This window comes from Streptomyces sp. NPDC001222, assembly GCF_042896945.1.
GTDB classification, from domain to species: Bacteria; Actinomycetota; Actinomycetes; order Streptomycetales; family Streptomycetaceae; genus Streptomyces; species Streptomyces gibsoniae.
This window is the reverse complement of sequence record NZ_JBIAXT010000012.1, coordinates 1-24,839: the sequence shown is the minus strand read 5'-3', so window position 1 is coordinate 24,839 and position 24,839 is coordinate 1. Positions and strand designations below refer to the sequence as shown.

The 24,839-nt window shown below is 71.5% G+C and carries 24 protein-coding genes and 1 rRNA gene; 8 read left to right on the top strand and 17 right to left on the bottom strand.

Features of this window, described 5'->3' with window-relative positions; all coding sequences use genetic code 11:
• Positions 1–282 precede the first annotated feature (282 nt).
• The 3 genes from ACFY2Z_RS18105 (at position 283) to ACFY2Z_RS18095 (ending at position 3,663) form a co-directional block, all read left to right on the top strand.
• Positions 283–1,215 (top strand): phosphotransferase family protein, encoded by a 933-nt coding sequence (locus ACFY2Z_RS18105; RefSeq protein ID WP_390745140.1) that lies wholly within the window; start codon positions 283–285, stop codon positions 1,213–1,215.
• A 657-nt stretch (positions 1,216–1,872) separates the two neighbouring features.
• The gene (locus tag ACFY2Z_RS18100) at positions 1,873–2,439 is read left to right on the top strand and encodes a DUF4232 domain-containing protein (protein WP_390745139.1); all 567 of its coding nucleotides are present in this window, start codon (positions 1,873–1,875) and stop codon (positions 2,437–2,439) included.
• Between the two features lie 78 nt (positions 2,440–2,517).
• The gene (locus ACFY2Z_RS18095; RefSeq protein WP_390745138.1) at positions 2,518–3,663 is read left to right on the top strand and encodes an amidase family protein; all 1,146 of its coding nucleotides are present in this window, start codon (positions 2,518–2,520) and stop codon (positions 3,661–3,663) included.
• On the opposite strand, the gene hemB is transcribed toward ACFY2Z_RS18095, so the two are convergent.
• The gene (hemB, locus tag ACFY2Z_RS18090; RefSeq protein WP_390745137.1) at positions 3,623–4,615 is read right to left on the bottom strand and encodes a porphobilinogen synthase; all 993 of its coding nucleotides are present in this window, start codon (positions 4,613–4,615) and stop codon (positions 3,623–3,625) included. The two genes, ACFY2Z_RS18095 and hemB, sit on opposite strands and share 41 nt — an antisense overlap.
• A gap of 96 nt (positions 4,616–4,711) precedes the next feature.
• Positions 4,712–5,287, bottom strand: a complete 576-nt coding sequence (locus ACFY2Z_RS18085; protein WP_390745136.1) for a TetR family transcriptional regulator — start codon at positions 5,285–5,287, stop codon at positions 4,712–4,714.
• Between the two features lie 101 nt (positions 5,288–5,388).
• Here ACFY2Z_RS18085 and ACFY2Z_RS18080 point away from each other — a divergent pair, with 101 nt between their 5' ends.
• Entirely contained in the window at positions 5,389–5,820 is a 432-nt protein-coding gene (locus tag ACFY2Z_RS18080) for a nuclear transport factor 2 family protein (protein WP_390745135.1), read from the top strand.
• On the top strand, positions 5,817–6,686 hold the full coding sequence (locus ACFY2Z_RS18075) for an NmrA family NAD(P)-binding protein (protein ID WP_390745134.1): 870 nt from the start codon (positions 5,817–5,819) through the stop codon (positions 6,684–6,686). Before ACFY2Z_RS18080 ends, ACFY2Z_RS18075 begins: the two co-directional genes overlap by 4 nt.
• Before the next feature lie 49 nt (positions 6,687–6,735).
• On the opposite strand, the gene ACFY2Z_RS18070 is transcribed toward ACFY2Z_RS18075, so the two are convergent.
• The 5 genes from ACFY2Z_RS18070 to ACFY2Z_RS18050 all read right to left on the bottom strand — a co-directional run bounded on the left by ACFY2Z_RS18070 (position 6,736) and on the right by ACFY2Z_RS18050 (position 12,597).
• Complete coding sequence (locus ACFY2Z_RS18070) at positions 6,736–8,442, bottom strand: uroporphyrinogen-III synthase (protein WP_390745133.1); 1,707 nt, start codon at positions 8,440–8,442, stop codon at positions 6,736–6,738.
• On the bottom strand, positions 8,439–9,434 hold the full coding sequence (gene hemC / locus ACFY2Z_RS18065; protein ID WP_390745132.1) for a hydroxymethylbilane synthase: 996 nt from the start codon (positions 9,432–9,434) through the stop codon (positions 8,439–8,441). Before hemC ends, ACFY2Z_RS18070 begins: the two co-directional genes overlap by 4 nt.
• Positions 9,431–11,227 (bottom strand): glutamyl-tRNA reductase, encoded by a 1,797-nt coding sequence (locus tag ACFY2Z_RS18060; protein WP_390745131.1) that lies wholly within the window; start codon positions 11,225–11,227, stop codon positions 9,431–9,433. The genes hemC and ACFY2Z_RS18060 overlap by 4 nt, the downstream gene beginning before the upstream one ends.
• Complete coding sequence (locus tag ACFY2Z_RS18055; RefSeq protein WP_390745130.1) at positions 11,224–11,991, bottom strand: redox-sensing transcriptional repressor Rex; 768 nt, start codon at positions 11,989–11,991, stop codon at positions 11,224–11,226. The genes ACFY2Z_RS18060 and ACFY2Z_RS18055 overlap by 4 nt, the downstream gene beginning before the upstream one ends.
• A 306-nt stretch (positions 11,992–12,297) precedes the next feature.
• The gene (locus ACFY2Z_RS18050) at positions 12,298–12,597 is read right to left on the bottom strand and encodes a glutaredoxin family protein (protein WP_355918941.1); all 300 of its coding nucleotides are present in this window, start codon (positions 12,595–12,597) and stop codon (positions 12,298–12,300) included.
• 172 nt (positions 12,598–12,769) lie between these two features.
• Here ACFY2Z_RS18050 and ACFY2Z_RS18045 point away from each other — a divergent pair, with 172 nt between their 5' ends.
• From ACFY2Z_RS18045 to ACFY2Z_RS18035, 3 genes are all read left to right on the top strand, one after another.
• The gene (locus tag ACFY2Z_RS18045) at positions 12,770–13,702 is read left to right on the top strand and encodes an HAD-IB family hydrolase (protein WP_311697458.1); all 933 of its coding nucleotides are present in this window, start codon (positions 12,770–12,772) and stop codon (positions 13,700–13,702) included.
• A 585-nt stretch (positions 13,703–14,287) separates the two neighbouring features.
• Positions 14,288–15,061: an ECF subfamily RNA polymerase sigma factor, BldN family gene (locus ACFY2Z_RS18040; protein WP_311697457.1), complete on the top strand. Its 774-nt coding sequence runs from the start codon at positions 14,288–14,290 to the stop codon at positions 15,059–15,061.
• 425 nt (positions 15,062–15,486) lie between these two features.
• The gene (locus ACFY2Z_RS18035) at positions 15,487–16,704 is read left to right on the top strand and encodes a DUF5667 domain-containing protein (RefSeq protein WP_390745129.1); all 1,218 of its coding nucleotides are present in this window, start codon (positions 15,487–15,489) and stop codon (positions 16,702–16,704) included.
• Positions 16,705–16,797: 93 nt separating this feature from the next.
• Here the strand turns inward: ACFY2Z_RS18035 and ACFY2Z_RS18030 are convergent, their stop codons facing one another.
• The 10 genes from ACFY2Z_RS18030 to rrf all read right to left on the bottom strand — a co-directional run.
• Positions 16,798–17,871: a lysophospholipid acyltransferase family protein gene (locus ACFY2Z_RS18030; RefSeq protein ID WP_390745128.1), complete on the bottom strand. Its 1,074-nt coding sequence runs from the start codon at positions 17,869–17,871 to the stop codon at positions 16,798–16,800.
• 14 nt (positions 17,872–17,885) lie between these two features.
• Positions 17,886–18,947, bottom strand: coding sequence for an NAD-dependent epimerase/dehydratase family protein (locus tag ACFY2Z_RS18025; RefSeq protein ID WP_390745127.1), 1,062 nt, complete (start codon positions 18,945–18,947; stop codon positions 17,886–17,888).
• 294 nt (positions 18,948–19,241) lie between these two features.
• A complete protein-coding gene (locus tag ACFY2Z_RS18020) occupies positions 19,242–19,340 on the bottom strand; it encodes a 30S ribosomal protein bS22 (protein WP_003948845.1) in 99 nt (32 codons plus the stop codon).
• Positions 19,341–19,483: 143 nt separating this feature from the next.
• A complete protein-coding gene (locus ACFY2Z_RS18015; RefSeq protein ID WP_004984898.1) occupies positions 19,484–19,696 on the bottom strand; it encodes a helix-turn-helix domain-containing protein in 213 nt (70 codons plus the stop codon).
• Positions 19,697–19,825: 129 nt separating this feature from the next.
• The gene (locus tag ACFY2Z_RS18010; protein WP_390745126.1) at positions 19,826–20,641 is read right to left on the bottom strand and encodes a phosphatase; all 816 of its coding nucleotides are present in this window, start codon (positions 20,639–20,641) and stop codon (positions 19,826–19,828) included.
• Positions 20,642–20,755: 114 nt separating this feature from the next.
• Positions 20,756–21,928: an acetoin utilization protein AcuC gene (locus tag ACFY2Z_RS18005; protein WP_390745125.1), complete on the bottom strand. Its 1,173-nt coding sequence runs from the start codon at positions 21,926–21,928 to the stop codon at positions 20,756–20,758.
• The gene (locus ACFY2Z_RS18000; protein ID WP_390745124.1) at positions 21,879–23,096 is read right to left on the bottom strand and encodes an MFS transporter; all 1,218 of its coding nucleotides are present in this window, start codon (positions 23,094–23,096) and stop codon (positions 21,879–21,881) included. The genes ACFY2Z_RS18005 and ACFY2Z_RS18000 overlap by 50 nt, the downstream gene beginning before the upstream one ends.
• Positions 23,097–23,200: 104 nt before the next feature.
• Positions 23,201–23,935, bottom strand: a complete 735-nt coding sequence (locus ACFY2Z_RS17995; protein WP_390745123.1) for a VC0807 family protein — start codon at positions 23,933–23,935, stop codon at positions 23,201–23,203.
• A 93-nt stretch (positions 23,936–24,028) separates the two neighbouring features.
• Positions 24,029–24,685, bottom strand: coding sequence for an HAD family hydrolase (locus ACFY2Z_RS17990; RefSeq protein WP_390745122.1), 657 nt, complete (start codon positions 24,683–24,685; stop codon positions 24,029–24,031).
• A 61-nt stretch (positions 24,686–24,746) separates the two neighbouring features.
• A 5S ribosomal RNA gene (rrf, locus tag ACFY2Z_RS17985) occupies positions 24,747–24,839 on the bottom strand; the annotation flags it as partial.

Here is a 24,839-nt window from a genome sequence, read left to right as displayed (position 1 = left end):
CCGGGACACTCTCCGGCGTCGTCGTCATGGCAGCGCGCTTCATACCGCGAACGCTAGCAGGCGGTGGCGATGTCCACCCGGTCTTTTTCGGCGGGAGCGGGCTCGGCGGGCCACCCAGGTCGTCCGGGGCCGTAGCGCCCGCCGTCAGGCTCCAGGCGTACGAACGGCGCAAACCCGCCACTCGAAAACAGCCCGTTCGCGCACCTTAGGGACATAACTTCCCCCTACATCAATCCCGTTTCGCCCTGCGGACCGCCCCCGGCGGGGCCTAGCATGCGGCGCATGCTGCCCCCCGTGGACACGTACGAGGATCTGGAAGCGATCGTCTCGGACGAGACGGTGCTGCGTCCGGCGGCCCTGGACCTGTGCGATCAAATGGGTCTGGTAGGGCTCGCGTTGCGGCGCTTCGACGACGGGACCCTGCCCGTGTACGCACTCGGCGGCGACATGGTGCTGAAGCTGTATCCGCGCCTCAGGGTGGCCGAGGCGATACGCGAGGCCCGGGTGCTGAGCCATCTGTGGGGTCAACTGCCCCTGCCCACGCCCCGGCTGATCGCCACGGACGAGTATGTGAACGGCTGGCGGTTCGTGCTGATGTCCCGGCTGCCCGGGCGGAGCGTCGCCGAGGCGTGGCCGATGCTCACGGCGGCCGACCAGGACCGGATCGTGACCGAGTCGGCCGAGGTGCTGGCCGCGCTGCACGCGATGGCCTGGAAGCCGCTGACGGACATCGTGGGCCCCTCGGAGTGGTCCTCGTTCCTGCGCCGTCAGCGCGCGAGCGTGCTCGACAGACACCGTGTCACCGGTGTGACCGAGCCCTGGCTCAGCCGTATCCCCGGCTTCCTGGACTCGGTGCCCCTGCCCGCCTCCAGCGAACTCGCGCTGCTGCACACCGAGTTCATGCTGGAGCATCTGACCATCGACATGCGGGGCGGCCGCCGGCTGACCGGGCTGTTCGACTTCGAACCGGCGATGATCGGCGACCCGGCCTACGACTTCGCGAGCGTCGGCCTGTTCATCAGCCGGGGCGACCCGCGCCGGCTGCGCCGCTTCTACGAGGCCTACGGTCGCGATCCGCACGACCCGGAGCAGTTGCTCGCGTACACGCTGCTGCACGTGTACAGCGATCTGCCCTTCTATCTGCGGGAACTGCCGGTGCCGTCGGAGCCCCGGCTCGACGCCCTGGCCGAGCTGTGGTTCGGCACGAAGGGCTGAGGGCCCGGAGGCCGGTCACGGCCTCCGGAACCTGGCGCACGGTGGGGCGGGTTACACCTTCCGGCTGGTGGCCGCGTACACGTTGATGTCGGAGTCGGTGACGTCGTCGATGTCGTGGTGGCGGACCTTCTCGATGTCGTCGAGATCGGCGAGACGGGCCGGGTCCATGGCCTCGGCGGCGGGCGCCGCGCCGTCCTGGTGCCAGTGGTGGACCGGGAAGACGCCCGACTCGTCGAGCGTCAGGCCCGGGGTCCTGGTGAAGCACCGGGCGATCTCGCAGAGCGCAGCACGAAGCTGAAGCCGCGCTCAGTGTGATCCGGGGACGATCCGCTGACTCTCCCCGAAGGCCGACGTAAGAAGCCGGTCATTCAACGAGCAACCGGTGGTCAAAAACGTAACTCCCGAGGCAAGTTGGAAGTAACCATTTCGACCTCGGGAGGCCCTCCGAACCATCGTCCGCGTCCCGAAAACCGTTCCCGAGGGACGGCGTCCGCGCAGCTCAGCCACCGTCCCCCGATCCCGGCGTCCCGAAAACCGCGGCGGACGTGGCGCCCGGGGCAACGTTCCGCTCAAGCTGTGACCACCGAGGCGTCCGCTCCCGTCGACCGGTCGAGCGGCGACCCAGCCCCAGCTCCCCACGCCGAAGGACCCGCCCCCATGACCGCTTCTCCCGTCGTCCGCATCCGTCTGCTCGCCGCCACCACGGTCGCGCTCGCCGCGCTCGCGCTGACGGCCTGCCAGAACGGCGAGGGCGTACGGGACGAGGGCCCCTCGACAGCGGCGTCCTCCGCCTCCCCCCGGCACGCCGCGGCGCCCGCGACGGCCCCCTGCTCGGGCAGCCGCACGAGAACGACGGCGACCGCGGTGAGCCGCCCCGCGAACCGTCTGCTGCTGCGGCTGACCAACACGGGCACCGCGAACTGCACCCTCACCGGCTACCCGAGGGCCCGCTTCGGCGAGGAGCCCTCGGCCGTGCAGCCCGCCGAGGAGACCAGGCCGCGCACCGCCCTCACCCTCTCCCCCGGGGAGTCCGCCTACGCGGGCGTGGTCCTGTCGTCGGCGGACGGCAGCGCGGCCCACGCCCGCACGGCACGCACCCTCACCCTGACCCTGCCCGCGGGCCCCGCCGCCCACCCGCCGCTCCCGGCGCGGGGCGTCCATGTCGACGACGCCATGACGGTGACGTACTGGCTCTCCAGCGGCGAGGCGGCTCTGATGTACTGAGGCACACACGCGAGGGGGAGGACGACGGCGGAACGCGAGGAGTACGCCCGGCTGTCCGCCCGGCAGATCGCCGCACGGGTGCTGGCCGGGGAGCTGTCCGCACGCGAGACGGCGCACGCGGCCCTGGCGCACATCGCCCGGCTCGACGGCGCGGTGCGGGCGTTCACCGAGCTGTGGCGCGAGCAGGCCGCGCACCACGCCGCCGATGTCGACCGCCGGGTGCGGGCGGGCGAGCGGCTCTCGCTGGCAGGTGTCCCGCTCGCGGTCAAGGCGACCGAGGGGCTCGGCGCCCGCCAGACGGTCCGTCTGCTGGCCGCCGGCTGTGTCCCCGTCGGCGCCACCGCCACACCGGGCCGGGGCACCGCCTGGCAGACCTGGGGCGCCACCGACCGCGGCCCCACGCTCAACCCGTACGATCCGCGCTGGAGCCCCGGTGGCTCCTCGGCCGGCTCGGCCGCCGCGGTGGCGTGCGGGATGGTGCCGCTGGCCACCGGAAGCGACGGCGCCGGTTCGGTGCGCATCCCGGCGGCCTGGTGCGGGGTCATCGGTCTGAAGCCCACGAACGGCCTGGTCCCCGCCCGCGACCGCGCCGGGCTGAACGTGTCCGGCCCGCTCGCCCGCACCGCCGAGGACGCGGCCGCCTACCTCGACGCCCTCGCCGGTACGCAGACCCTGCCCGGCCTCGCGCCGCCCCGACGGCCGCTGCGGACGGCCTGGTCGGCCACGCTGGGCTTCGCGGACACGGCCCGGCGGATCGCCGCTCGCGCCCGCGCCTGCCTGGAGGACCTGGCCGCCGCGGACGCCGTCGCCCCGAGGGACGTCCCGCTGCATCTGCCCGACCCGGCAGCATGCTGGACCGCGCTGCGCGGCGGCGGGAACAGTGGTGAAGCGGCGCGCGCGGCAGCGACCCGAACCGCCCTGCTGCACGCGCTGGACGGCCTCTTCGCCGCGTACGACCTCCTCGCCACGCCGACGACGCCCCATCCCCCGCACGGGCACCAGGGGCCCGGAACGGGCATGAGCGTCGCTCTGACGTGGGCCTTCAACATCACGGGACACCCCGCGATCAGCATTCCCGCGGGGTGTACCGAGGCAGGCGAGCCGGTCGGACTCCAGCTGATCGCCCCGCCGGGCCGGGAGTCCGACCTCCTGGCCGTCGCCCTGCGCGCCGGGGCGCCGCCGGCTAGCCGAGCTTCCGCGCGGCCTCGACGGCCCAGTACGTGAGGATGGAGCGGGCACCGGCCCGCTTGATGCCGGTCAGCGTCTCCAGGATGGCCCGGTCCCGGTCGACCCAGCCCTTCTCGGCGGCGGCCTCGATCATCGAGTACTCGCCGGAGATCTGGTACGCGGCCACGGGCACGTCGACCGCGTCCGCGACCCTCGCCAGGATGTCGAGGTAGGGCCCGGCCGGCTTGACCATCACCATGTCGGCGCCCTCCGCCAGGTCCAGGGCCAGCTCCCGCAGGGACTCGCGCCAGTTGGCGGGGTCCTGCTGGTAGGTCTTCCGGTCGCCCTGGAGCGCGGATCCGACGGCCTCGCGGAACGGGCCGTAGAAGGCGGAGGAGTACTTGACGGTGTAGGCGAGGACGGCGACGTCCTCACGGCCGATCTGGTCGAGAGCGTCCCGGACGACCCCGATCTGACCGTCCATCATGCCGCTGGGCCCGACCACATGGGCGCCCGCGTCGGCCTGCACCTGGGCCATCTCGGCGTAGCGCTCCAGGGTGGCGTCGTTGTCGACGCGGCCCTTCGCGTCGAGCACTCCGCAGTGCCCGTGGTCGGTGAACTCGTCCAGGCACAGGTCGGACATGACGAGCAGGTCGTCCCCGACCTCGGCCCGCACGTCCCGGAGGGCGACCTGGAGAATCCCGTCCGGATCGGTCCCGGCGGTGCCGAGCGCGTCCTTCTTCGACTCCTCCGGCACGCCGAAGAGCATGATCCCGGAGATCCCGGCCTCCACGGCCTCCACGGCCGCCTTCTTCAGGCTGTCCCGGGTGTGCTGGACGACCCCGGGCATGGCCTTGATCGGCACCGGCTCGCTGACGCCCTCCCGCACGAACGCGGGGAGGATGAAGTCGGCGGGGTGCAGACGGGTCTCGGCGACCATGCGCCGCATGACAGGCGTCGTCCGCAGCCGACGGGGACGCGCACCGGGGAAGGAACCGTACTTCGTCATGACTTCTACGCTACGCCCGGCCCCTACCCCCTTTTGCCGACGCCCTGTCGACCGCGCACGGCGACGACCCTGCCCCGCCGGTGCCGTCGGCCGCGCTCAGCCCAGCACCCTCGCGATGAAGTCCGCCAGGTGGGAGCGCAGTTCCTCGCGGCCCATGGCCCGTGCGCCCACCAGATGCTCGACCAGGTCGGCCCGGACGGCGGCCAGCAACGCGTGCGCGGTGAAGTCGCCGTCCTGCAGGCCGGGGATCCGCTCCAGTGCCGAGCGCAGCAGGCCGTGCCAGCGGTCGTAGTGCTCCGCCTGGTACGGGCTGTCGCTGCCGGTCGCCTCCAGGGCGAGTGCGAGATGGCGGTGGTCGAGCTTGAAACAGAGCAGGGCGTCGAGCACGGCGGGTACCCGCTCGGCCGGCGGGGCCGCGGGACCGAGCGGCGCGGGGCCCTCGGCGACGGCCCGCTCGACCGGTTCCAGCCGGGCCGCGTACAGCGCGCGGATCAGTCCGGTGCGGTCCCCGAAGGCGCGGAACAGCGACCCCTTGCCCACACCGGCCGCCGCCGCCACGTCGGCCATGGTGACGTCCTCGGGGCGCGCGCTGCGGGCGAACAGCTCCTCGGCGGCCGCGAGCAGGGCGGCGCGGTTGCGGACGGCGTCACTGCGCGGCTTGCGCTCGGTCATACGGCTCCTCGGCTACGGCTCTCGCTTGCAATCCGGACCCACGGTCCGTATTTTTCATTGAAACGGACCGTCGGTCCGCATCGTACGGGACGGAGACACCCATGCCCGCGACCACCCCCACCGCACCGGCGGAGCTGTACCGCCACGGCCTGCGCCTGCTGCTGGACAAGAACATCGGCGACTGGATCGGCCTGTGGGCCGAGGACGGCGTGATGGAGTTCCCCTTCGCGCCCCGGGGCTGGCCCCGGCGCCTGGAGGGCCGGGAGGCCGTCGCCGGATACATGCGCCACTACCCCGACCACATCGACCTGCACGACTTCCCCGACCTGCGCATCCACGAGACCACCGACCCCGCGACCATCGTGGCCGAGATGCGCGGCGTGGGCCGCCTGGTGCGGACCGGCGCCCCCTTCGACATGACGTACGTCGCCGTGGTGACCGTCCGGGACGGCCGGATCGCCGCCTACCGCGACTACTGGAACCCCCTCGCCGTGCAGGACCCGGCGGCCGACTTCACCGGGAGCACCCGATGACGGCCACCGGCACCACGCTCGTCATCGGGGCCACCGGCACCACCGGGAGCCGTACCGCCGCACGTCTGGCCGCCGCCGGGCACCGGGTGCGGGCCGCCTCCCGGAGCGCGATCCCGGTGCCGGGCGCGACGGCCGTCCGCTTCGACTGGTACGACCCCGCCACCCACGGGGACGCCGTCGCGGGCACCGACCGCGTCTATCTCGTCCCGCCGGTGGGCGACCCGGACCCGGCGGCGGTCATGCTTCCGTTTCTGGAAGGGGCCCGAACCGCCGGGGTGCGCCGCGCGGTACTGCTCAGCTCCTCGGCCATAGCCGCCGGAGGTCCCGCGGCGGGAGCGGTGCACGAGGCCCTGCCCGGTCTCTTCGACGAGTGGGCGGTCCTGCGCCCCTCCTGGTTCATGCAGAACTTCACCGGCACCCACGCCCACGCGGCGAGCATCCGCGCGGACGGCGTCGTCCTGACCGCGACCGGAAGCGGCCGCGTCGGCTTCGTCGACGCCGAGGACATCGCCGCCGTGGCCGTCCACGCCCTCACCGACGACCGGGCCCCCGGCACCGACCTCGTCCTCACCGGCCCCGAGGCCCTCGCATACGACGACATAGCGCGGATCTACGCCGAGGCCACCGGCCGCCCCGTGACCCACCGCCGGCTGACGCACGGGCAGCTCCGCGACCACCTGACCAAAACGGCCGGGATCCCGGCCGAGTTCGCCGCGATGCTCGCCACGATGGACCGGACCATCGCCGAGGGAGCGGAGGACCGGGTCACGGACACCGTGGAACGCCTCACCGGCCGCCCGCCGCGCACCTTCCACGAGGTCGTCACCCGGGAGACGGCGCGCTCGGCCGGCGCCGCCCGGCCCTGACCGGTGAAACGGCGAAGCGCCCCTCGATGAGGGGCGCTTCGCCATGTGCTCAGGTGGTCGTGCGGCGGCGCCGGGCGCCCGGGCGGCGTTCGCTCGGGCGGGTCACCGGGTCACCGGCCTCCAGGGCGGCGGCGCGGCGCTTCAGACCGAAGTCCGCCAGGGCCTCCGCCAGCTTGTGGACCGACGGCTCCGGGGCCATCACATCCACCCGCAGACCGTGCTCCTCCGCCGTCTTCGCGGTGGCGGGGCCGATGCAGGCGATGATCGTCACGTTGTGCGGCTTGCCCGCGATGCCCACCAGGTTCCGGACCGTCGAGGACGACGTGAACAGGACCGCGTCGAAGCCGCCGCCCTTGATCGCCTCACGGGTCTCGGCCGGCGGAGGCGAGGCGCGGACCGTCCGGTAGGCCGTGACGTCGTCGACCTCCCAGCCGAGCTCGATCAGACCGGCGACCAGGGTCTCCGTGGCGATGTCCGCGCGCGGCAGGAACACCCGGTCGATCGGGTCGAACACCGGGTCGTAGGGGGGCCAGTCCTCCAGCAGGCCGGCGGCGGACTGCTCCCCGCTCGGCACCAGGTCCGGCTTCACACCGAAGGCGACCAGCGCCTTCGCCGTCTGCTCGCCGACCGCGGCCACCTTGATGCCCGCGAAGGCCCGCGCGTCGAGGCCGTACTCCTCGAACTTCTCCCGGACCGCCTTCACCGCGTTGACCGACGTGAACGCGATCCACTCGTAGCGGCCCGTCACCAGGCCCTTGACCGCCCGCTCCATCTGCTGGGGCGTGCGCGGCGGCTCGACGGCGATCGTCGGCACCTCGTGCGGCACGGCTCCGTACGACCGCAACTGGTCGGAGAGCGACACCGCCTGCTCCTTCGTCCGCGGGACGAGAACCCGCCAGCCGAACAGCGGCTTGTTCTCGAACCACGACAGCTGGTCGCGCTGGGCGGCGGCGGAACGCTCACCGACCACGGCTATGACCGGCCGCCCGCCGTCCGGGGACGGCAGGACCTTCGCCTGCTTCAGCGTCTGCGCGATCGAGCCGAGCGTCGCGGTCCAGGTGCGCTGCCGGGTCGTCGTACCGGCGACGGTCACCGTCAGCGGGGTGTCCGGCTTGCGGCCCGCGGCCACCAGCTCCCCGGCGGCGGCCGCCACCGCGTCCAGCGTCGTGGACACCACGACCGTGCCGTCGGAGGCGCCGACCTCGGTCCAGCAGCGCTCCGAGGCGGTCCGCGCGTCCACGAACCGTACGTCCGCGCCCTGCGCGTCCCGCAGCGGCACACCCGCGTACGCGGGCACCCCCACGGCGGTCGCGACACCGGGCACGACCTCGAAGGGAACGCCCGCGGCGGCGCACGCCAGCATCTCCTCGGCGGCGTACGCGTCGAGACCGGGGTCGCCGGTCACCGCACGGACCACCCGCCTGCCGCCGCGCGCAGCCTCCATGACAAGATGTGCAGCATCCCTCAACGCAGGGACACCTGCGGCTGTTGACTGCCCGTCAACGACCGCCAGCTGCGGCGTGCCCGTGCCTGGCTGGGTGCCGGCGAAGGGGTCCGGACCCGTGTTCAGGACCGCGACGCCCGCCCTGGCGTGCGCGCGCACCACGTCGAGCACCTCGTGCTCGCCGACGAGGACGTCCGCGTTCGCCAGCGCCTCCACGGCGCGCAGTGTGAGAAGTCCCGGATCCCCGGGTCCGGCACCGAGGAAGGTGACGTGCCCGTGGTCAAGGCCGGCGGGAAGGGTGGTGGGGCTCAATGTGCTCGCTCCCCCATCAGACCGGCCGCGCCCTTGGCGAGCATCTCGGCGGCGAGTTCGCGACCGAGCGCCATTGCCTGGTCGTGCGTCTCGGGCACGGGACCGGTGGTGGACAGCTGCACCAGCGTCTGGCCGTCGGCCGTTCCGACGACACCGCGCAGGCGCATTTCCTTGACAATCTGCCCGTCGGCCAACAGGTCGGCCAGCGCGCCCACAGGGGCGCTGCAGCCGGCCTCCAGGGCGGCGAGCAGGGACCGCTCGGCGGTCACGGCGGCCCGGGTGAACGGGTCGTCGAGCTCGGCGAGCGCGGCGATGAGGTCCGCGTTGTCCGCGGCACACTCGATCGCCAGGGCCCCCTGGCCGGGGGCGGGCAGAACCGTGTCGACCGACAGGAAGTCGGTCACCTCGTCGATCCGGGCTATCCGGTTCAGTCCGGCCGCCGCGAGGACCACGGCGTCCAGCTCACCGCTGCGGACGTATCCGATCCGGGTGTCGACGTTGCCCCGGATCGGGACCGTCTCGATGTCCAGGCCGTGGGTGCGCGCGTACGCGTTCAGCTGCGCCATGCGGCGCGGCGCGCCGGTGCCGATACGGGCGCCGCGGGGCAGGTCGGCGAACTTCAGGGCGTCCCGCGCCACTATCACGTCGCGCGGGTCCTCGCGCTTGGGCACGGCGGCCAGCACCAGGTCCTCGGGCTGCGCTGTCGGCAGGTCCTTCAGGGAGTGCACCGCGAAGTCGACCTCGCCGCGCAGCAACGCGTCGCGCAGCGCGGTCACGAACACACCGGTGCCGCCGATCTGCGCGAGGTGCTCGCGCGAGACGTCACCGTAGGTCGTGATCTCGACGAGCTCCACGGGCCGTCCGGTCACCCGGCTCACCGCGTCGGCGACCAGCCCGGACTGGGCCATGGCCAGCTTGCTGCGCCTGGTACCGAGCCTCAGTGCCCCTTCTTCTCGGGGGGCGCGCCCCTTCGGCTCACGTGGCTCACTCATGCTCGCCCTCGGTTCTCGGCGGTGTTCACAGGGTTCTCGGGGTTGTCGGTGCTCTCGTCGGCCCGGGAGACGGAGACGACCGTCTCGGGGTCCAGGTCGAACAGGGTGCGCAGGGCATCCGCGTATCCGGCGCCGCCGGGCTCGGCGGCCAGCTGCTTGACCCGTACGGTCGGCGCGTGCAGCAGCTTGTCGACGACGCGCCGCACGGTCTGTGTGATCTCCGCGCGGTGCTTGGCGTCCAGCCCCGGCAGCCGTCCCTCGAGGCGCGCGATCTCGTTCGCGACCACGTCGGCGGCCATGGAGCGCAGCGCGACCACGGTCGGGGTGATGTGCGCGGCGCGCAGGGCCGCGCCGAACGCGGCGACCTCGTCGGAGACGATCCCCCGGACCTGGTCGACGTCGGAGGCCATGGGCGCGTCCGCGGACGCCTCGGCGAGGGACTCGATGTCCACGAGCCGCACGCCGGGCAGCCGGTGCACGGCGGCGTCCACGTCCCGCGGCATCGCCAGGTCCAGCAGCGACAGCACGGGCTCGGGCCGGGGCGACGGCACGACCGCCTCGGGGCGCCGGCGCTCGGGGATCCGGCCGACGGTGGCCACGGTCGCGGCGAGCGCCGTGATGACCTCGGTCTCGGCCTCGGGGTCCAGCACGGCACCGGCGGCGGGGCGGGCGGTGCGCTCCGCGGCGCCCTTGTCCACCCATGCCGCGTGCTGCTCCAGCTCGGCGGCGCCCATCCCGGCCACGGCCGCCTCGCCCAGCACCGAGAACCCCGCCGTGCCCTGCACGGCCGACAGGTCCAGCGGGCAGTCGTCGTCACCGTCGGGGCCGAGGGGCGCGAGTCCGTCGCGTCCGACGGCGGCCGGAGCGCTCGTACGCGGGGCGTCGGCGTCGGCCGTACGGCGGGATCCGGCACCCGCGGGGCTCGGGAGCGAGGGGGTCAGGGGCCCCTCCACGCGTCCCTCCAGGGCCTGGGCGACCGCCTCGGCGGTCAGTACCAGGCCGGTCGCACCGGTGCACGAGACCGCGACGTCGGCACGTGTCAGCTCGTCCGGGACCGACTCCATCGGTACCGCACGGGCCACCACGTACATGTCGTCCGCCTCCGTCAGGATCCGCGCGAGGCGCTCGGCGCGCTCCAGGGTGCGGTTGGCGATCACGACCTCGGCGACCCCGGCGCGCGCGAGGGTCGCGGCGGCCAGCGAGGACATCGATCCGGCGCCGATCACCAGGGCCCGCTTGCCCGCGGCCCAGGCCGCGACCGGCGCACCCGCCGCCAGCTGCTCCAGACCGAAGGTCACCAGCGACTGTCCGGCGCGGTCGATGCCCGTCTCGGAGTGGGCGCGCTTGCCGACCCGCAGCGACTGCTGGAACAGGTCGTTCAGCAGCCGTCCGGCGGTGTGCAGCTCCTGCGAGGTGGCCAGGGAGTCCTTGATCTGGCCGAGGATCTGGCCCTCGCCCACGACCATCGAGTCCAGCCCGCAGGCCACCGAGAACAGGTGGTGGACGGCCCGGTCCTCGTAGTGCACGTAGAGGTAGGGGGTCAGCTCGTCCAGGCCCACCCCGCTGTGCTGGGCGAGGAGGGTGGACAGCTCGGCGACGCCCGCGTGGAACTTGTCCACGTCGGCGTACAGCTCGATGCGGTTGCAGGTGGCGAGCACCGCGGCCTCGGTGGCCGGCTCGGCGGCGACCGTGTCCTGGAGCAGCTTGGTCTGGGTGTCCGCGGTCAGCGCGGCCCGCTCCAGGATGCTCACCGGAGCGCTGCGGTGGCTCAGTCCGACGACGAGAAGACTCATGCCGGCATCACGGCGGGGACGTCCCCGTCAGGCCCCTGGTCGGCGGAACCCTTGACCGCCGCGGTGGCGGGCAGGCCGTCGGGCATGGCCTCCATTGCTTCCTCGCCGGCCTTGCGCTGCTCGTGGAAGGCGAGGATCTGCAGCTCGATGGACAGGTCGACCTTGCGCACGTCCACGCCGTCCGGGACGGACAGCACGGTCGGCGCGAAGTTCAGGATGGAGGTGACGCCCGCGGCCACGAGCCGGTCGCAGACCTGCTGGGCGGCACCCGCGGGGGTGGCGATGACGCCGATGGAGACGCCGTTGTCCTGGATGATCTTCTCCAGGTCGTCGGTGTGCTGGACCGGGATGCCCGCGACGGGCTTTCCGGCCATCGCCGGGTCGGCGTCGATGAGCGCGGCGACCCGGAAGCCACGGGAGGCGAACCCGCCGTAGTTGGCCAGCGCCGCACCGAGGTTACCGATACCGACGATCACAACCGGCCAGTCCTGGGTCAGGCCCAGCTCACGGGAGATCTGGTACACGAGATACTCGACGTCGTAGCCCACGCCCCGGGTGCCGTAGGAGCCGAGGTAGGAGAAGTCCTTGCGCAGCTTCGCGGAGTTGACTCCCGCGGCGGCGGCCAGCTCCTCGGAGGAGACCGTGGGCACCGAGCGCTCCGACAGTGCGGTCAGGGCTCGGAGGTACAGCGGAAGACGGGCGACGGTGGCCTCGGGAATCCCTCGGCTGCGGGTCGCCGGTCGGTGAGTTCGGCCAGTTGCCACGGTGCTCCTGCGGGTAGCGCGGGGCTGCAGGCGGTCACACGTCCCCAGACCGCCCCGTCGAATGCAGGCTATGTCTTTGTGAACGCGTGCACAAAGATGGTGTCCGATTTGCCCGGCCAACGTGACCGGCGTCACGCGTCCCGGGCGCGCCGGTGGGGAACCGGCGCACGGACCCAGCCGTTCCTTTTCTCCTGGGGGCAAAGCCGCCCACTCTCCTAGACAATCCACGCCCCCGAGACCAATCGCCGACGATCCTAAGCGACTCTCCGGCCCACTTGGACTGATCAGTCAGTTTCTGCGGGATGCTCAGCGGGCCGTGGTGAGCGCCTTGCGCAGGCGCTCCTCGTTCACACGCCAGAACGTGTGCTGGGCGCCGTCCACCAGCACGACCGGGATCTGCTCCCAGTACTGGCGATGCAGCTCCTCGTCCTCGGTGATGTCCTTCTGCTCCCAGGGGACCCCCAGTTCGCCGCACACCTTCTCGACGACGACCTGCGCGTCGTCGCACAGATGACAGCCGGGCTTGCGGATGAGGGTGACGAGGCGGTCCTGAGGATCACGGCCCTTGGTGCTGTTGCTCCGAAAGATGGGACTCATGTCGGCCATTTTCACTCCGGAAGACCCGGGCGCGAGCCCGAGCCCCTAACGCGCGGCCGCCGGTCACGGCCATGCCGCCACGCCGATCGGATCACTTCTTTAACTGTACGGTCGCGGAGAGTTCACAGCCTTCCAACCTCTCGACTCCGGAACCACCGAACAGACTGGCTATGCTCGCGTCATGGCCGCTCTCGGATGGCTCACTCCCCGTAGGCGCTCCGCCACGGCGCGGAGCGTGTTGGCAGGCGAGGCCTCGGCGGAGGCAGCGCGCAAGACCTCGCAGGACGCCGTGGCCGACGGCAGCGTGGACGTCTCCGAGGAACCGGAGTTCCCGGTCCTCGGCGACGAGCAGGCCGCGGCCTTCTTCGACCTCGACAACACCGTGATGCAGGGCGCCGCGCTGTTCCACTTCGGACGGGGCCTGTACAAGCGGAAGTTCTTCGAGACGCGCGACCTGGCGAAGTTCGCGTGGCAGCAGGCGTGGTTCCGGCTGGCCGGGGTCGAGGACCCCGAGCACATGCAGGACGCCCGCGACTCGGCGCTGTCGATCGTGAAGGGCCACCGGGTCTCCGAGCTGATGTCGATCGGCGAGGAGATCTACGACGAGTACATGGCCGAGCGCATCTGGCCCGGCACACGGGCGCTGGCGCAGGCGCACCTGGACGCGGGCCAAAAGGTGTGGCTGGTCACAGCGGCACCGGTGGAGATCGCCACGGTGATCGCCCGCAGGCTGGGCCTGACCGGAGCCCTCGGGACGGTGGCGGAGTCCGTCGACGGCGTCTACACCGGCCGCCTGGTGGGCGAGCCCCTGCACGGCCCGGCCAAGGCGGAGGCGGTGCGCGCGCTGGCGGCGGCGGAGGGCCTGGACCTGTCCCGCTGCGCCGCGTACAGCGATTCCCACAACGACATCCCGATGCTGTCGCTGGTGGGTCACCCCTACGCGATCAACCCGGACACCAAGCTCCGCAAGCACGCCCGCGCCCAGGACTGGCGCCTGCGTGACTACCGCACGGCCCGCAAGGCCGCCAAGGTCGGCCTCCCGGCAGCGGCCGGCGTGGGCGCGGTGGCGGGCGGCACGGCCGCGGCGATCGCCCTGCACCGCCGCCGCCGCTGAAGCGCCGGACAGGCCGGCACCACGGACCGCACCCCCGCCGGGCGCCGTACGAAGCACCGCGCGGGACGCCCGCGCGCCCATCACACTCCGTGACCGACACCTGCCTGCCCTGGACCGGACCACAGACGGACCACGAGCGGACCATGGGTGAACCACGAGCGGACCACGGGCACACGACCGACGGACCATGAGCGGACCGCGAAAGAGCCCCGGTGGACCGCGGACGGGCCGCGCGCGAACGCAGTCGAGGCGAGCTCAGGCCGATCGGACCGCGGAGGACACCCGCATTCGCCGTGTTCTACCCCACACCCCTCCCCACCACTCCCCTCGCCCGCACCCGGCCACAACACGCCCCGCAGCCAGACGGAAAACGAACTCGTTCGATCAACAATCGGTCACTGTGCGGCACTTGAACGGGCGTCAATCGGTTACAGAAGCGACGTAATCGATGATTTGAGCAACTGGGTGTAGCGCTGCCTGTACTAAGCGTTATTCTCCTCAGACGCAAACCGGTACCCCTCCGTCGCTACGACGGGTGAACGGTCCCGTACTGCACGTGATGGAAGCTCTGCCTCTGGGAGTCCCGTGTACCCACACGTCGGGGTTGACGCCTCGGGCCTGGCTACGCTGCGCGCGACGGTCCACGACCTGTTGCGCGGCTTCGTCCCCACCGCGTACGCCGTCCCCGCCTTCGCCACCGCCGCACCCGTCGGCCCGTGCTACGCACTGGCCGACGGCAGCGCCGCGGTCGGCGGCAGACGGGGCCGTTCCGGTTCCGCGACCACCGCACGCCGCCCCGCCGCGGACAGTGACAGCGCCCGCATGATGGATCTCGTGGAGCGCGCCCAGGCCGGCGAGGCCGAGGCCTTCGGGCGGCTGTACGACCAGTACAGCGACACCGTGTACCGCTACATCTACTACCGGGTGGGAGGCAGGGCGACCGCCGAGGACCTCACCAGTGAGACCTTTCTGCGCGCCCTGCGCCGGATCGGCACCTTCACCTGGCAGGGCCGCGACTTCGGCGCCTGGCTCGTCACCATCGCCCGCAACCTCGTGGCCGACCACTTCAAGTCGAGCCGCTTCCGGCTCGAGGTCACCACCGGCGAGATGCTCGACGCCAACGAGGTCGAGCGCTCCCCCGAGGACTCCGTCCTCGAATCCCTCTCCAACGCCGCCCTCCTCGATGCGGTACGACGGCTCAACCCCCAGCAGCAGGAGTGCGTCACGCTCCGCTTCCTCCAGGGGCTCTCCGTCGCCGAGACCGCCCGGGTGATGGGCAAGAACGAGGGCGCGATCAAGACCCTCCAGTACCGGGCCGTGCGCACCCTCGCCCGACTCCTGCCCGAAGACGCCCGCTGAGCCCCACGGACCGCACCCCCTCCGAGCCGGTCCGGCCACCTCCGCCCCCCACCGTCCGGCACCGTCCCCCACCGGCACCGTCCCCCCACCGTCCGGCACCGCCCCCCACCGAGCCGTCCCGCCACCCGCCGCGGGTCCGTCGAGCCGCCGCCCACGCATCGAGGCCGCCTCGCGACCGCGCTCACCGCACCCGCCGTGCACACAGCGCCACGCTCAACTCACGTTCCGCGTATGCCTGTTGCGTTCGCGGTCCGATCATCCGTCGTCCGTAACCCAAGTGCCGAGCCGCTCGTTGTGCGGGATACAGGCTCCCTGTGGTCACCCCTGGCCGCCTCCGCTCACCCGATCGTGTGTATGCGGCCAGGGCGTGCAACCCTCAGGATCCCCTGGGGAGTCGACGGTGATGACGAGAGGAGGTGCCGCCAGTGATCGCGAACGTATCGGCACACCGGCGGGCGAACGCCTTCGCCCAGGCCCTGGAGGAGCAGTCCGACGACCGCGGCACGGCGGCCGGACAGCCCGACGGATCGGCCCCGGCTGCCGCGGAACGGACCGAGTACGCCCGCCTGTTGGCCCTCGCGACAGGCCTGGGCGAGCTGCCCAGGCCTGTACTGGATCCCGAGGTCAAGGTCGTACAGCGCGCGCGGCTGGTGGCCGCGATGGAGGCCATGCTGCAGGAGGGCACGCTGGGCGAGGCCGCGGATCCTTCCGTACCCGAGCAGCGCGGCCACCGGGCCCGAGGTGCGCACCGGGCCAGCCCCCTGGGGAAGTTGCGCCCGCGTACCCGGCTCACCAAGGGCCTCGCAGCGGGCGGGCTCAGCGTCGGCGTGGCGGCGGCCTCTTTCGGAGGAGTGGCCGCCGCCAGTTCCGACGCCCTGCCAGGTGACTCCCTCTACGGCCTCAAACGCGGCATCGAGGACGTCAGACTCGGCATGGCCGAGGGGGACAACGAACGTGGGCAGCTCTACCTGGACCAGGCCTCCAGTCGGCTGAACGAGGCCCGCCGGCTGATGGAACGCGACCGCGTCGGCCACCTCGACCACGAGTCCATCGGCGAGATCCGGCGTACCTTGTCCGGCGTCCAGCACGACGCGTCCGAAGGACACCGCCTGCTGCACGAGGCCTACGAGCGGGACGGCTCCCTCGCCCCCATCCAGGCCCTCTCCGCCTTCTCCCAGTCCCACCGCACGACCTGGGGCAGCCTGCGCGAGCGGCTGCCCGTCCAGCTCGGCGACGTCAGCCGACAGGTCTCGTCGGTCTTCGACGCCATAGACCAGGAGGTCGCCCCGCTGCAGTCGCTGCTGCCAAAGGCCCCAGCCAAGGGCGGCACCGGCACGCACCGGGGCTCCGGTCCGACCCCCAGCGGCCCCGCCGGCACGAGCGGCGCGGCCCCCAGCACCCCGGGCCGCTCCGCCGACGCCACCCACACCGGTAGCGGCACACCCGAGCCGTCCGCATCCCAGAGCGGCGGCGACGGTCTGTTCGGCGGCGGCACGGGCGGCCTGCTGGACCCGCCGAAGGACTCCGCCAGCAGTTCACCGTCGTCGAGCAAGAGCCCGTCGTCGGAACCGAACGTGACCCTGCCCCCGCTGCTCCCGGGCCTGTTGCCGGGCCTCGGCATCGAGAGCGAGGAGCACAAGTAGGGCCCACAGGGCCCGTACAGCGACGGGGGCGCCCTCTGCGAGAGGAGCGCCCCCGTCGTCGTACCGGATCGGGGCAGATCAGGGCAGGACGGGTCAGAAGAAGACCGACCTGCGCTGCACCAGCAGCTTGTACAGCGTGTGCTGGATCTGCTCCCTGACCTGGTCCGTCAGGTTGAACATCAGCATCGGGTCCTCGGCGGCCTCCGGCGGATAACCGTCCGTCCGGATCGGCTCACCGAACTGGATCGTCCATTTCGTCGGCAGCGGGACCGCGCCCAGCGGCCCCAGCCACGGGAACGTCGGGGTGATCGGGAAGTAGGGGAAGCCCAGCAGCCGGGCCAGGGTCTTCGCGTTGCCGATCATCGGGTAGATCTCCTCGGCCCCGACGATCGAGCACGGAATGATCGGCGCCCCATGACGCAGCGCGGTGGACACGAACCCGCCCCGGCCGAATCGCTGCAGCTTGTAGCGGTCGCTGAAGGGCTTGCCGATGCCCTTGAAGCCCTCCGGCATCACCCCGACCAGCTCACCCTGCTCGAGCAGCCGTTCGGCGTCCTCGGCGCAGGCGAGGGTGTGACCGAGCTTGCGGGCCAGTTCGTTGACGACCGGCAGCACAAAGACCAGGTCCGCCGCGAGCAGCCGCAGATGGCGGTCGGCCGGATGCTTGTCGTGCACCGCGACCTGCATCATCAGGCCGTCCAGCGGCAGCGTGCCGGAGTGGTTGGCGACGATCAGCGCCCCGCCCTTCGACGGGATGTTCTCGATGCCCTTGACCTCGACCCGGAAGTACTTCTCGTACACCGGCCGCAGCAGCGACATCAGGACCTGGTCCGTGAGCTGCTCGTCGTAGCCGAAGTCGTCGACCTCGTAGTCGCCCGTCAGCCGGCGCCGCAGAAAGGCCAGGCCCCCGGCGACCCGCCGCTCCAGGCCGCTGTCCCGGGGCCGGGCCGGCGGCTCCTCCTCACGTGTCACAGGGGACTCGCCCCGGGGACCCTGCGGATCCTGGGGATTCTGGGGCGTCTCGCTGCCGGGCAGCGGCTGCACCTCCCGGACCGCCGCCGGCTCGCCCTTGCGCCGGCTCCCCGCGCTCCGGCGCCGCTGCGGCCGCTGCACGGCAGCCCCGCGGGACCGGTCGTCGTCGAACGGAATGACCTTGGCGTCCGCCATCGTTGATGCGCTCCTCAGTTGGCGCTCTGCGTCGGGGGGTGGCCACCGCCCAGTGCGGGCAGTGCGGCGATCCGGTCCACGGCCCCCGCGAGGGCCTCCGGCGGCAGCAGTCCGGGCCCGCGGCTGTGCGCGAAGTCCGCGAACGTCTCGGCGGTCGTGTACTTCGGCTCGTACCCCAGTGTCTCGCGCATCTGGTCCGTCGACACCACCCGGCCATGGGTCAGCAGCCGGATCTGCTCGGGAGAGAAGTCCGTCATGCCCAGGGTGCGCATCGCCGAGCCCACCCAGGTGACCGCGGGCAGCAGCAGGGGCACCGTGGGCCGGCCCAGCCGCCGCGCGCACTGCGACAGCAGCAGCACTCCGTCCCCGGCCACGTTGAAGGTGCCGCTGTTGAGCGTGCCGCGCTGCGGCTCGTGCGAGCCGATCCGCAGCACCTCGATCACGTCGTCCTCGTGCACGAACTGCAGCCGCGGGTCGTAACCGAGCACGGTGGGCAGCACCGGCAGCGAGAAGTACGAGGCGAGAGGCGTATCGGCGTTCGGGCCGAGGATGTTGGCGAAGCGCAGCACACAGACCGCCACATCCGGACGGCGCCGCGCGAAGCCCCGTACATATCCCTCGACCTCGACGGTGTCCTTGGCGAAGCCTCCGCTGGGCAGGGACTTGGGCGGGGTCGTCTCGGTGAAGACGGCCGGGTCGCGGGGCGCCGAGCCGTAGACGTTGGTACTGGACTTCACCACGAGCCGCTTGACCGACGGGGACTTCTGGCAGGCACCGAGCAACTGCATGGTGCCGATGACGTTCGTCTCCTTGACCGTGGCCCGGCTGCCGCTGCCCAGCGGGGTACCGGTCACATCCATGTGGACGACCGTGTCGACGGCGTGCTCGGCGAGCACGCGGGCGATGGTGGGCTGACGGATGTCGGCCCGGACGAAGTCGGCGCCGCCCAGATGATGCTCGGGCGGAACCGCGTCCACCGCGACCACCCGCTCCACCTCCGGGTCACGCTGGATCCGTCGTACGAACCGGCCGCCCAGCCGGCGGGCCACCCCGGTCACGAGCACGACCTTGCCCAAGATCAGCGCCTTTCTTCCCGTCCCGTCCAGTCATGGACGTAGCTCTGCCCTCAGCCTGCCGCGTTCCCCGTGTGCGGCCAACTTAGCGGGTCGATGTTGCGCTGTGATGACCGCCTGATGCACGAAGTGACGACAGCCCCGTACGTACGACCAGACCCAGCCATTCGGCCCACGGGCCTCCGCACAGCGGCTTCCCCGACAAGGGGCCCGAAAAAGGCAAAGGCCCCCCACCGTCGGTGGGGGGCCACGCGCGTGCGCGCACAGAGGTAAGGTCGCCCCTCGCGGGGCCGCGCCTTACTTCTTGTTGCGACGCTGAACGCGAGTGCGCTTGAGCAGCTTGCGGTGCTTCTTCTTAGCCATCCGCTTGCGCCGCTTCTTGATAACAGAGCCCACGACTACCCTCGCTCACTTCTCATCACTCGGTGCTGGGCGCCATGGGCCCACACGACCTACGAGGGGCTAGCCTACCCGCCCGAGCGCTGAGGTCGTAATCGAGGTGACCCGGCAGGCCCCAACCGGACCCCGCCGGGCCGCCGTCAGGCCGTCTCCACCCCCACATAGCTCTCGCGGAGGTACTCGTGAACCGCTTGCTCCGGCACCCGGAAGGACCTCCCCACCCGGATCGCCGGCAGATGACCGCTGTGCACCAGCCGGTACACGGTCATCTTCGACACGCGCATCACCGAGGCGACTTCCGCCACGGTCAGGAACTGAACCTCGTTCAGAGGCCTCTCGCCTGCTGCAGCCATGACACACCTGAACCTTCCGCACTCGACGGCCACCGGCTTCCCCTTCCGGTGACTCTTCGTCGTTGCGTGCTCACTCCCCAGACTAGGTGCGGGTGATGCAAGTGGGGAAGAGGGGATGCCATCCGCGGCCTACTGTGACAGACACGCTCGATTGAGTACATAGCGAGTAAGCGGCCGGTAGTAATCAGACCGCACAGCGTCATCAAGTGGAACGACGACGGACACCCGCCCCTCCGCCTCGCCGACGAAGAGCGCCGGATCGTCCGTGTCGGCCAGCCCGATCGCCTCGAACCCCAGCTGACCTGCCCCGCAGACCCAGCCGTGGTCCCCGATCACCAGGTCCGGCAGCGGCCCGCCGGCCTCCGCCGCGGCGGCCAGCGCGGTCCGAACCGGCAGCGGCGAGTGCGTGTGTGCGCCGGGCTCACAACCCGCCCGTCCGCGATCCGTTCTCCGTACGAGAGCGACGCCCTGTACGTAATCAAGGTTGTACGTACGTAGGCCGAACCGGGTCAATATGTCGACACAGCGACCCTGCGCCGGTGTGAGCACAGCACATCCCGCCGCCGACAGAGCATGGGCGAGAGCGGCGTAGAAGCCGACCAGCCGGTGCGGATGACCGGTACCCAGCAGAACCGTCTCCCCGCGCCGCGCGGCGTCACCGACCCGCTCGGCGAAGGCCTCCAGAGCTTCCAGGGTGCGCTCCGGGTCAATCACATCACGGCCGGAGGTATGACGAGGATCGGCCGAAACCCCACACTTGTCCGCCATCAATTCGATCAGGTCTATGGCTCCCCATGTCCATTCGGGATCGAGTCCGATCAGTACACGGGGGTCACGAGCGGCGAAAAGCCGATAGCTGCGCAGGCTGTCCTCGCGCGCCGTGGCCACGGGTCCGGCCAGCCCGGCGGCCAGCAGATGCGCACGCAGCGCTCCGGTGCTCAACACTCCAGCGATGCTGGCCCAACCACCCGCCCCGCATGACCGGAATGCGAGAAACACCCCACAGTCGGCCTAATCGTGCGACCCTGCCCGCGCGAGAGGGCACGGGGCGCGGGTCCGCTACGGCAGCAGGCCGCGCAGCGGATACACGGCCTTGCGGGTCGCGAGCACCGCCTGGTCCAGCCGATCCGCCGGGTCGTACCCCGCGTCCCAGTCCGCGTACCCCACCGGCCACCGCCCGTCCGTCATCCGCAACGGCGCCAACTGCCGGGTCCGGGCGAAGACTTCGCTGCGCCAGCTCTCCGGGATCACGGTCTCCGGCTCGATCGGCCGCCCCGCCGCGACGGCGACCAGGTGCGTCCAGGAACGCGGTACGACCTCCACGACCGCGTACCCGCCCCCGCCCAGCGCGACCCAACGCCCCTCCGCGTACTCGTGCGCCAGGTCGTGGCACGCCATCTGCACCGCTCGCTGGGCGTCCAGCGACACCGCCAGGTGCGCGAGCGGATCCTCGAAGTGGGTGTCCGCACCGTGCTGGGTGACCAGCACCTGCGGCCGGAAGTCGGCGATCAGCTCCGGTACTACGGAGTGGAAGGCCCGCACCCACCCCGTGTCCCCCGTCCCGGCCGGCAGCGCCACATTGACCGCACTGCCCTCGGCTCCCTCGGCACCCGTCTCCTGCGGCCACCCCGTCTGCGGGAAGAGGGTCCGCGGATGCTCGTGCAGCGAGATGGTGAGCACCCGGGGATCCTCCCAGAACGCGGCCTGCACCCCGTCCCCGTGGTGCACGTCCACGTCCACGTACGCGACCCGCTCGGCACCCAGCTCCAGCAGCCGGGCTACGGCGAGGGCGGCGTCGTTGTAGATGCAGAACCCGGAGGCACCACCCGGCATCGCGTGGTGCAGCCCCCCGGCGAAGTTCACGGCGTGCAGGGCGTCCCCGCGCCACACGGCCTCGGCCGCGCCGACCGACTGCCCGGCGATCAGGGCGGACACCTCGTGCATCCCGGCGAAGGCGGGGTCGTCCACGGTCCCGAGCCCGTACGCCCCGTCGGCCGACCGCGGATCCGCGGAGGCGGCCTTCACCGCCTCGATGTAGTCCTCCCGGTGCACGAGCCTGAGCGTCGAGTCACCCGCGGGCTTCGCCCCGACCACCTCGATGTCCTTCTCCAGCCCGAAGGCGTCGACCAGCTTCCTGGTCAGCGCCAGCCGGACCGGATCCATCGGATGGTCCGGACCGAAGTCATAGCCCGTTACTGCCTCGTCCCACATCAGCTGTGCGCGGCCGCTCATGCCCGCCACCGTATCGGTCCCCACTGGGCGCGAACGAACGGGCGTACACCAGCGTCACCAGCACCAACGCCATCGGAACCAGCATGGCGCCGCGGTAGCTCCAGGCGTCGCCGAGCGCGCCCACCAAGGGCGAACCGATCAGAAACCCCACGTAGTTGAAGATGTTCAGGCGCGCGATCGCCGCGTCCGACGCCCCGGGGAACAGCCGCCCGGCCGCCGCGAACGTCTGCGGCACGAGCACACACAGCCCCAGGCCCAGCAGAGTGAATCCCAGCATCCCCACCCAGGCACCGGGCGCCCCGGCCACCACCGCGAACCCGAGCGCCGCCACCAGCGCACCGGCCCGAACCACCGCCGCGGCGCCGAACCGCCGCACCCCGAAGTCCCCGATCGCCCGCCCGAGCAGCGTGGTGACCATGTAGACGTTGTACGGAACGGTCGCCAACTGCTCCGAGCTGCCGAGGGTGTCCTGCAGATACTTGGCGCTCCAGTTGGAGACGGTCGAGTCCCCGATATAGGCGAAGGTCATCACCAGACACAGCGGCAGCAGCAGCCGGAAGACCACACTGCCGGTGTCGGCCCCGCCCAGCTCCGCCTGCGCGGCCGGCCCCTCACCGTCGACGTACCACCGGCTGCCCACCAGGGTCGCCGGCAGCAGCACCGCCACGACGGGCAGATACGACACCCACAGCGCCAGGTGCCAGTGCGCTCCCACCCAGGCCAGCGAGGCGCCGACGATCCCGCCGAGACTGTACGTGGCATGGAAGCCGAGCATGATGCTGCGCCCGTAGGCCCGTTGCAGGCTGACCCCGAGCATGTTCATGGAGGCGTCGAGGGCCCCCACCGTCAGCCCGAACGCCCCCAGCGCGACGGCCACCTCGGCCAGCAGGTCCCCGGACCCGACACCGAGGAGGGCCAGCAGCACCACGGGCTGCGACCAGCGCAGCAACCGACCGGGCCGGACGCGCTTGACGAGCTGCTCGGTGGTGACACTGCCGACACCCGCGAGGACAGGCACCGCGGCGAGAAAGGCGGGCAGCAGCGCGTCGGAGATGCCGTAGCGGTTCTGGATGGCCGGGATCCGGGTCACCAGCAGTGCGAAGGTGACGCCCTGGGCGAAGAAGCTGAACGCCAAAGAGGCCCTACCGCGCCGCAGCACATCTGTCATGGCGGCGAGCGTAGGGCCCCTGGTTACCGCTGGATAGATCCAGCCTGAGTTGATTTCTGTTCAGCTTTGCCGTTCAGCAGTGCCGTTCGGTCGCAGGGTCGAGCTCACCGGGTGAGGGCCGGCGCGGCTGCGGCCACCCGGGCCTCGCCCGCCGCTGCCTCCGGGGCGAACGTCCGGGTGTCCGCCTTCACCTCGGCGGCGAGCATCCCCGCCATGGGGCCGGCGGCGAGGGCACCGCTGACGAGGAAGCCCAGGGCCATCGCGACGATGAGGACGACGGTCCCGAGCCACACCATCGTGTCCACGGGCAGCGTGTACGCGCCCACGATCCGCACGACGCACTCACCGAGCAGCACCACACCCCACACCACGGAGAAGACTCGCTCGGCCCGCCGGAAGGCCAGCGACCCGTTCTGCAACCGCTCCCAGGCAGCCTCCTTCTCCGCGTCGCCCTTCACGAGCCAGGGCTTCATGCCTGCCGTCATCATCGGCTTCCCCAGCACCACGGAGACCAGGATCCCGATCCCGATCGCGCTGCTGACCCCGCTGTCCTTGGCGAGCATCAGCCGCGGGTCGCCGGAGACGAAGCTGAGCACCAGCCCGACCACGTTCACGAACAGGATGAGAGACGCGAAGGGGTTGAACTTCCGCTCCTGGACGACGCTCCAGGCGACCCGTACGGCGGAGACGACGCTGCTGAGCCCGAGAGCCATGAGGGTGCTCGTCCCGAGTCCGTCCTTGAAGAGGTAGTAGGACCCGACCGGCACCGCCACGTCCATGATCAGCGGCGCGAAGGTGTTCTTCTTGCTCTGGCGCTGGGGAACCGTGTTCGTCGTCATGCCCTCAGCTTCGCGGAGGGCAGGGGTGTGCCAGTAGAAACGATCGTCCGGAGCTCTGCATGACAAATGTCAGTGCCGGTCCGGTGGCCGGGGTCATGACCGAGGACGTACCAGCAGGTCGGTCAACTCGTCCATGCGAGCGAAGAGTTGCGTGGCACCTATGAGCCGGTCGGCGGGCGTCATCGCGGTGAACCCGTGGACGTCCATACCGGCGGCCACCGCGGCCTGCACGCCGAGAGGACTGTCCTCCACGACCACGCACCGCTCGGGGGCGGTCCCCATCCGCCCGGCCGCGTACAGGAAGAGGTCGGGTGCCGGCTTCCCGCGCCCCACGTCCTGCGAGCTGAAGATCCGGGTGTCGTCGAACCATCGGTCGAGCCCGGTCGTGCGGTGCCCGACCCGGATCCGCTCATGGCTTCCGGACGATGCCACGCAGTACGGGACCCCGTCCGCGCTCAGCTTCTCCAGGACGTCCACGGCCCCGGTCACGGGCTTCAACTCCCGTGCGAAGGCGGCGAAGACACGAGCGTGGAAGACGTCGTCGAAGTCGTCCGGCAGCCGCTGCCCCGTCCGCTCGTACACGAGGTCGTGGACGCGGTGCATCGCCGATCCCATGTAGTCCCGGATGGAGTCCTCGTACGTGGTCGGGTGGCCCAACTCGGTGAGATGGGCGGCCAGCAGCCGGTTGGAGATGGGTTCGCTGTCGACGAGCACGCCGTCGTTGTCGAAGATGACGAGGTCATAGCGCATGATTCGACCCTAAACGCAGAAAGCCCCCGTGCCGAATGGCACGGGGGATTTCTCAAAATTTGTTCGGCGGCGTCCTACTCTCCCACAGGGTCCCCCCTGCAGTACCATCGGCGCTGTGAGGCTTAGCTTCCGGGTTCGGAATGTAACCGGGCGT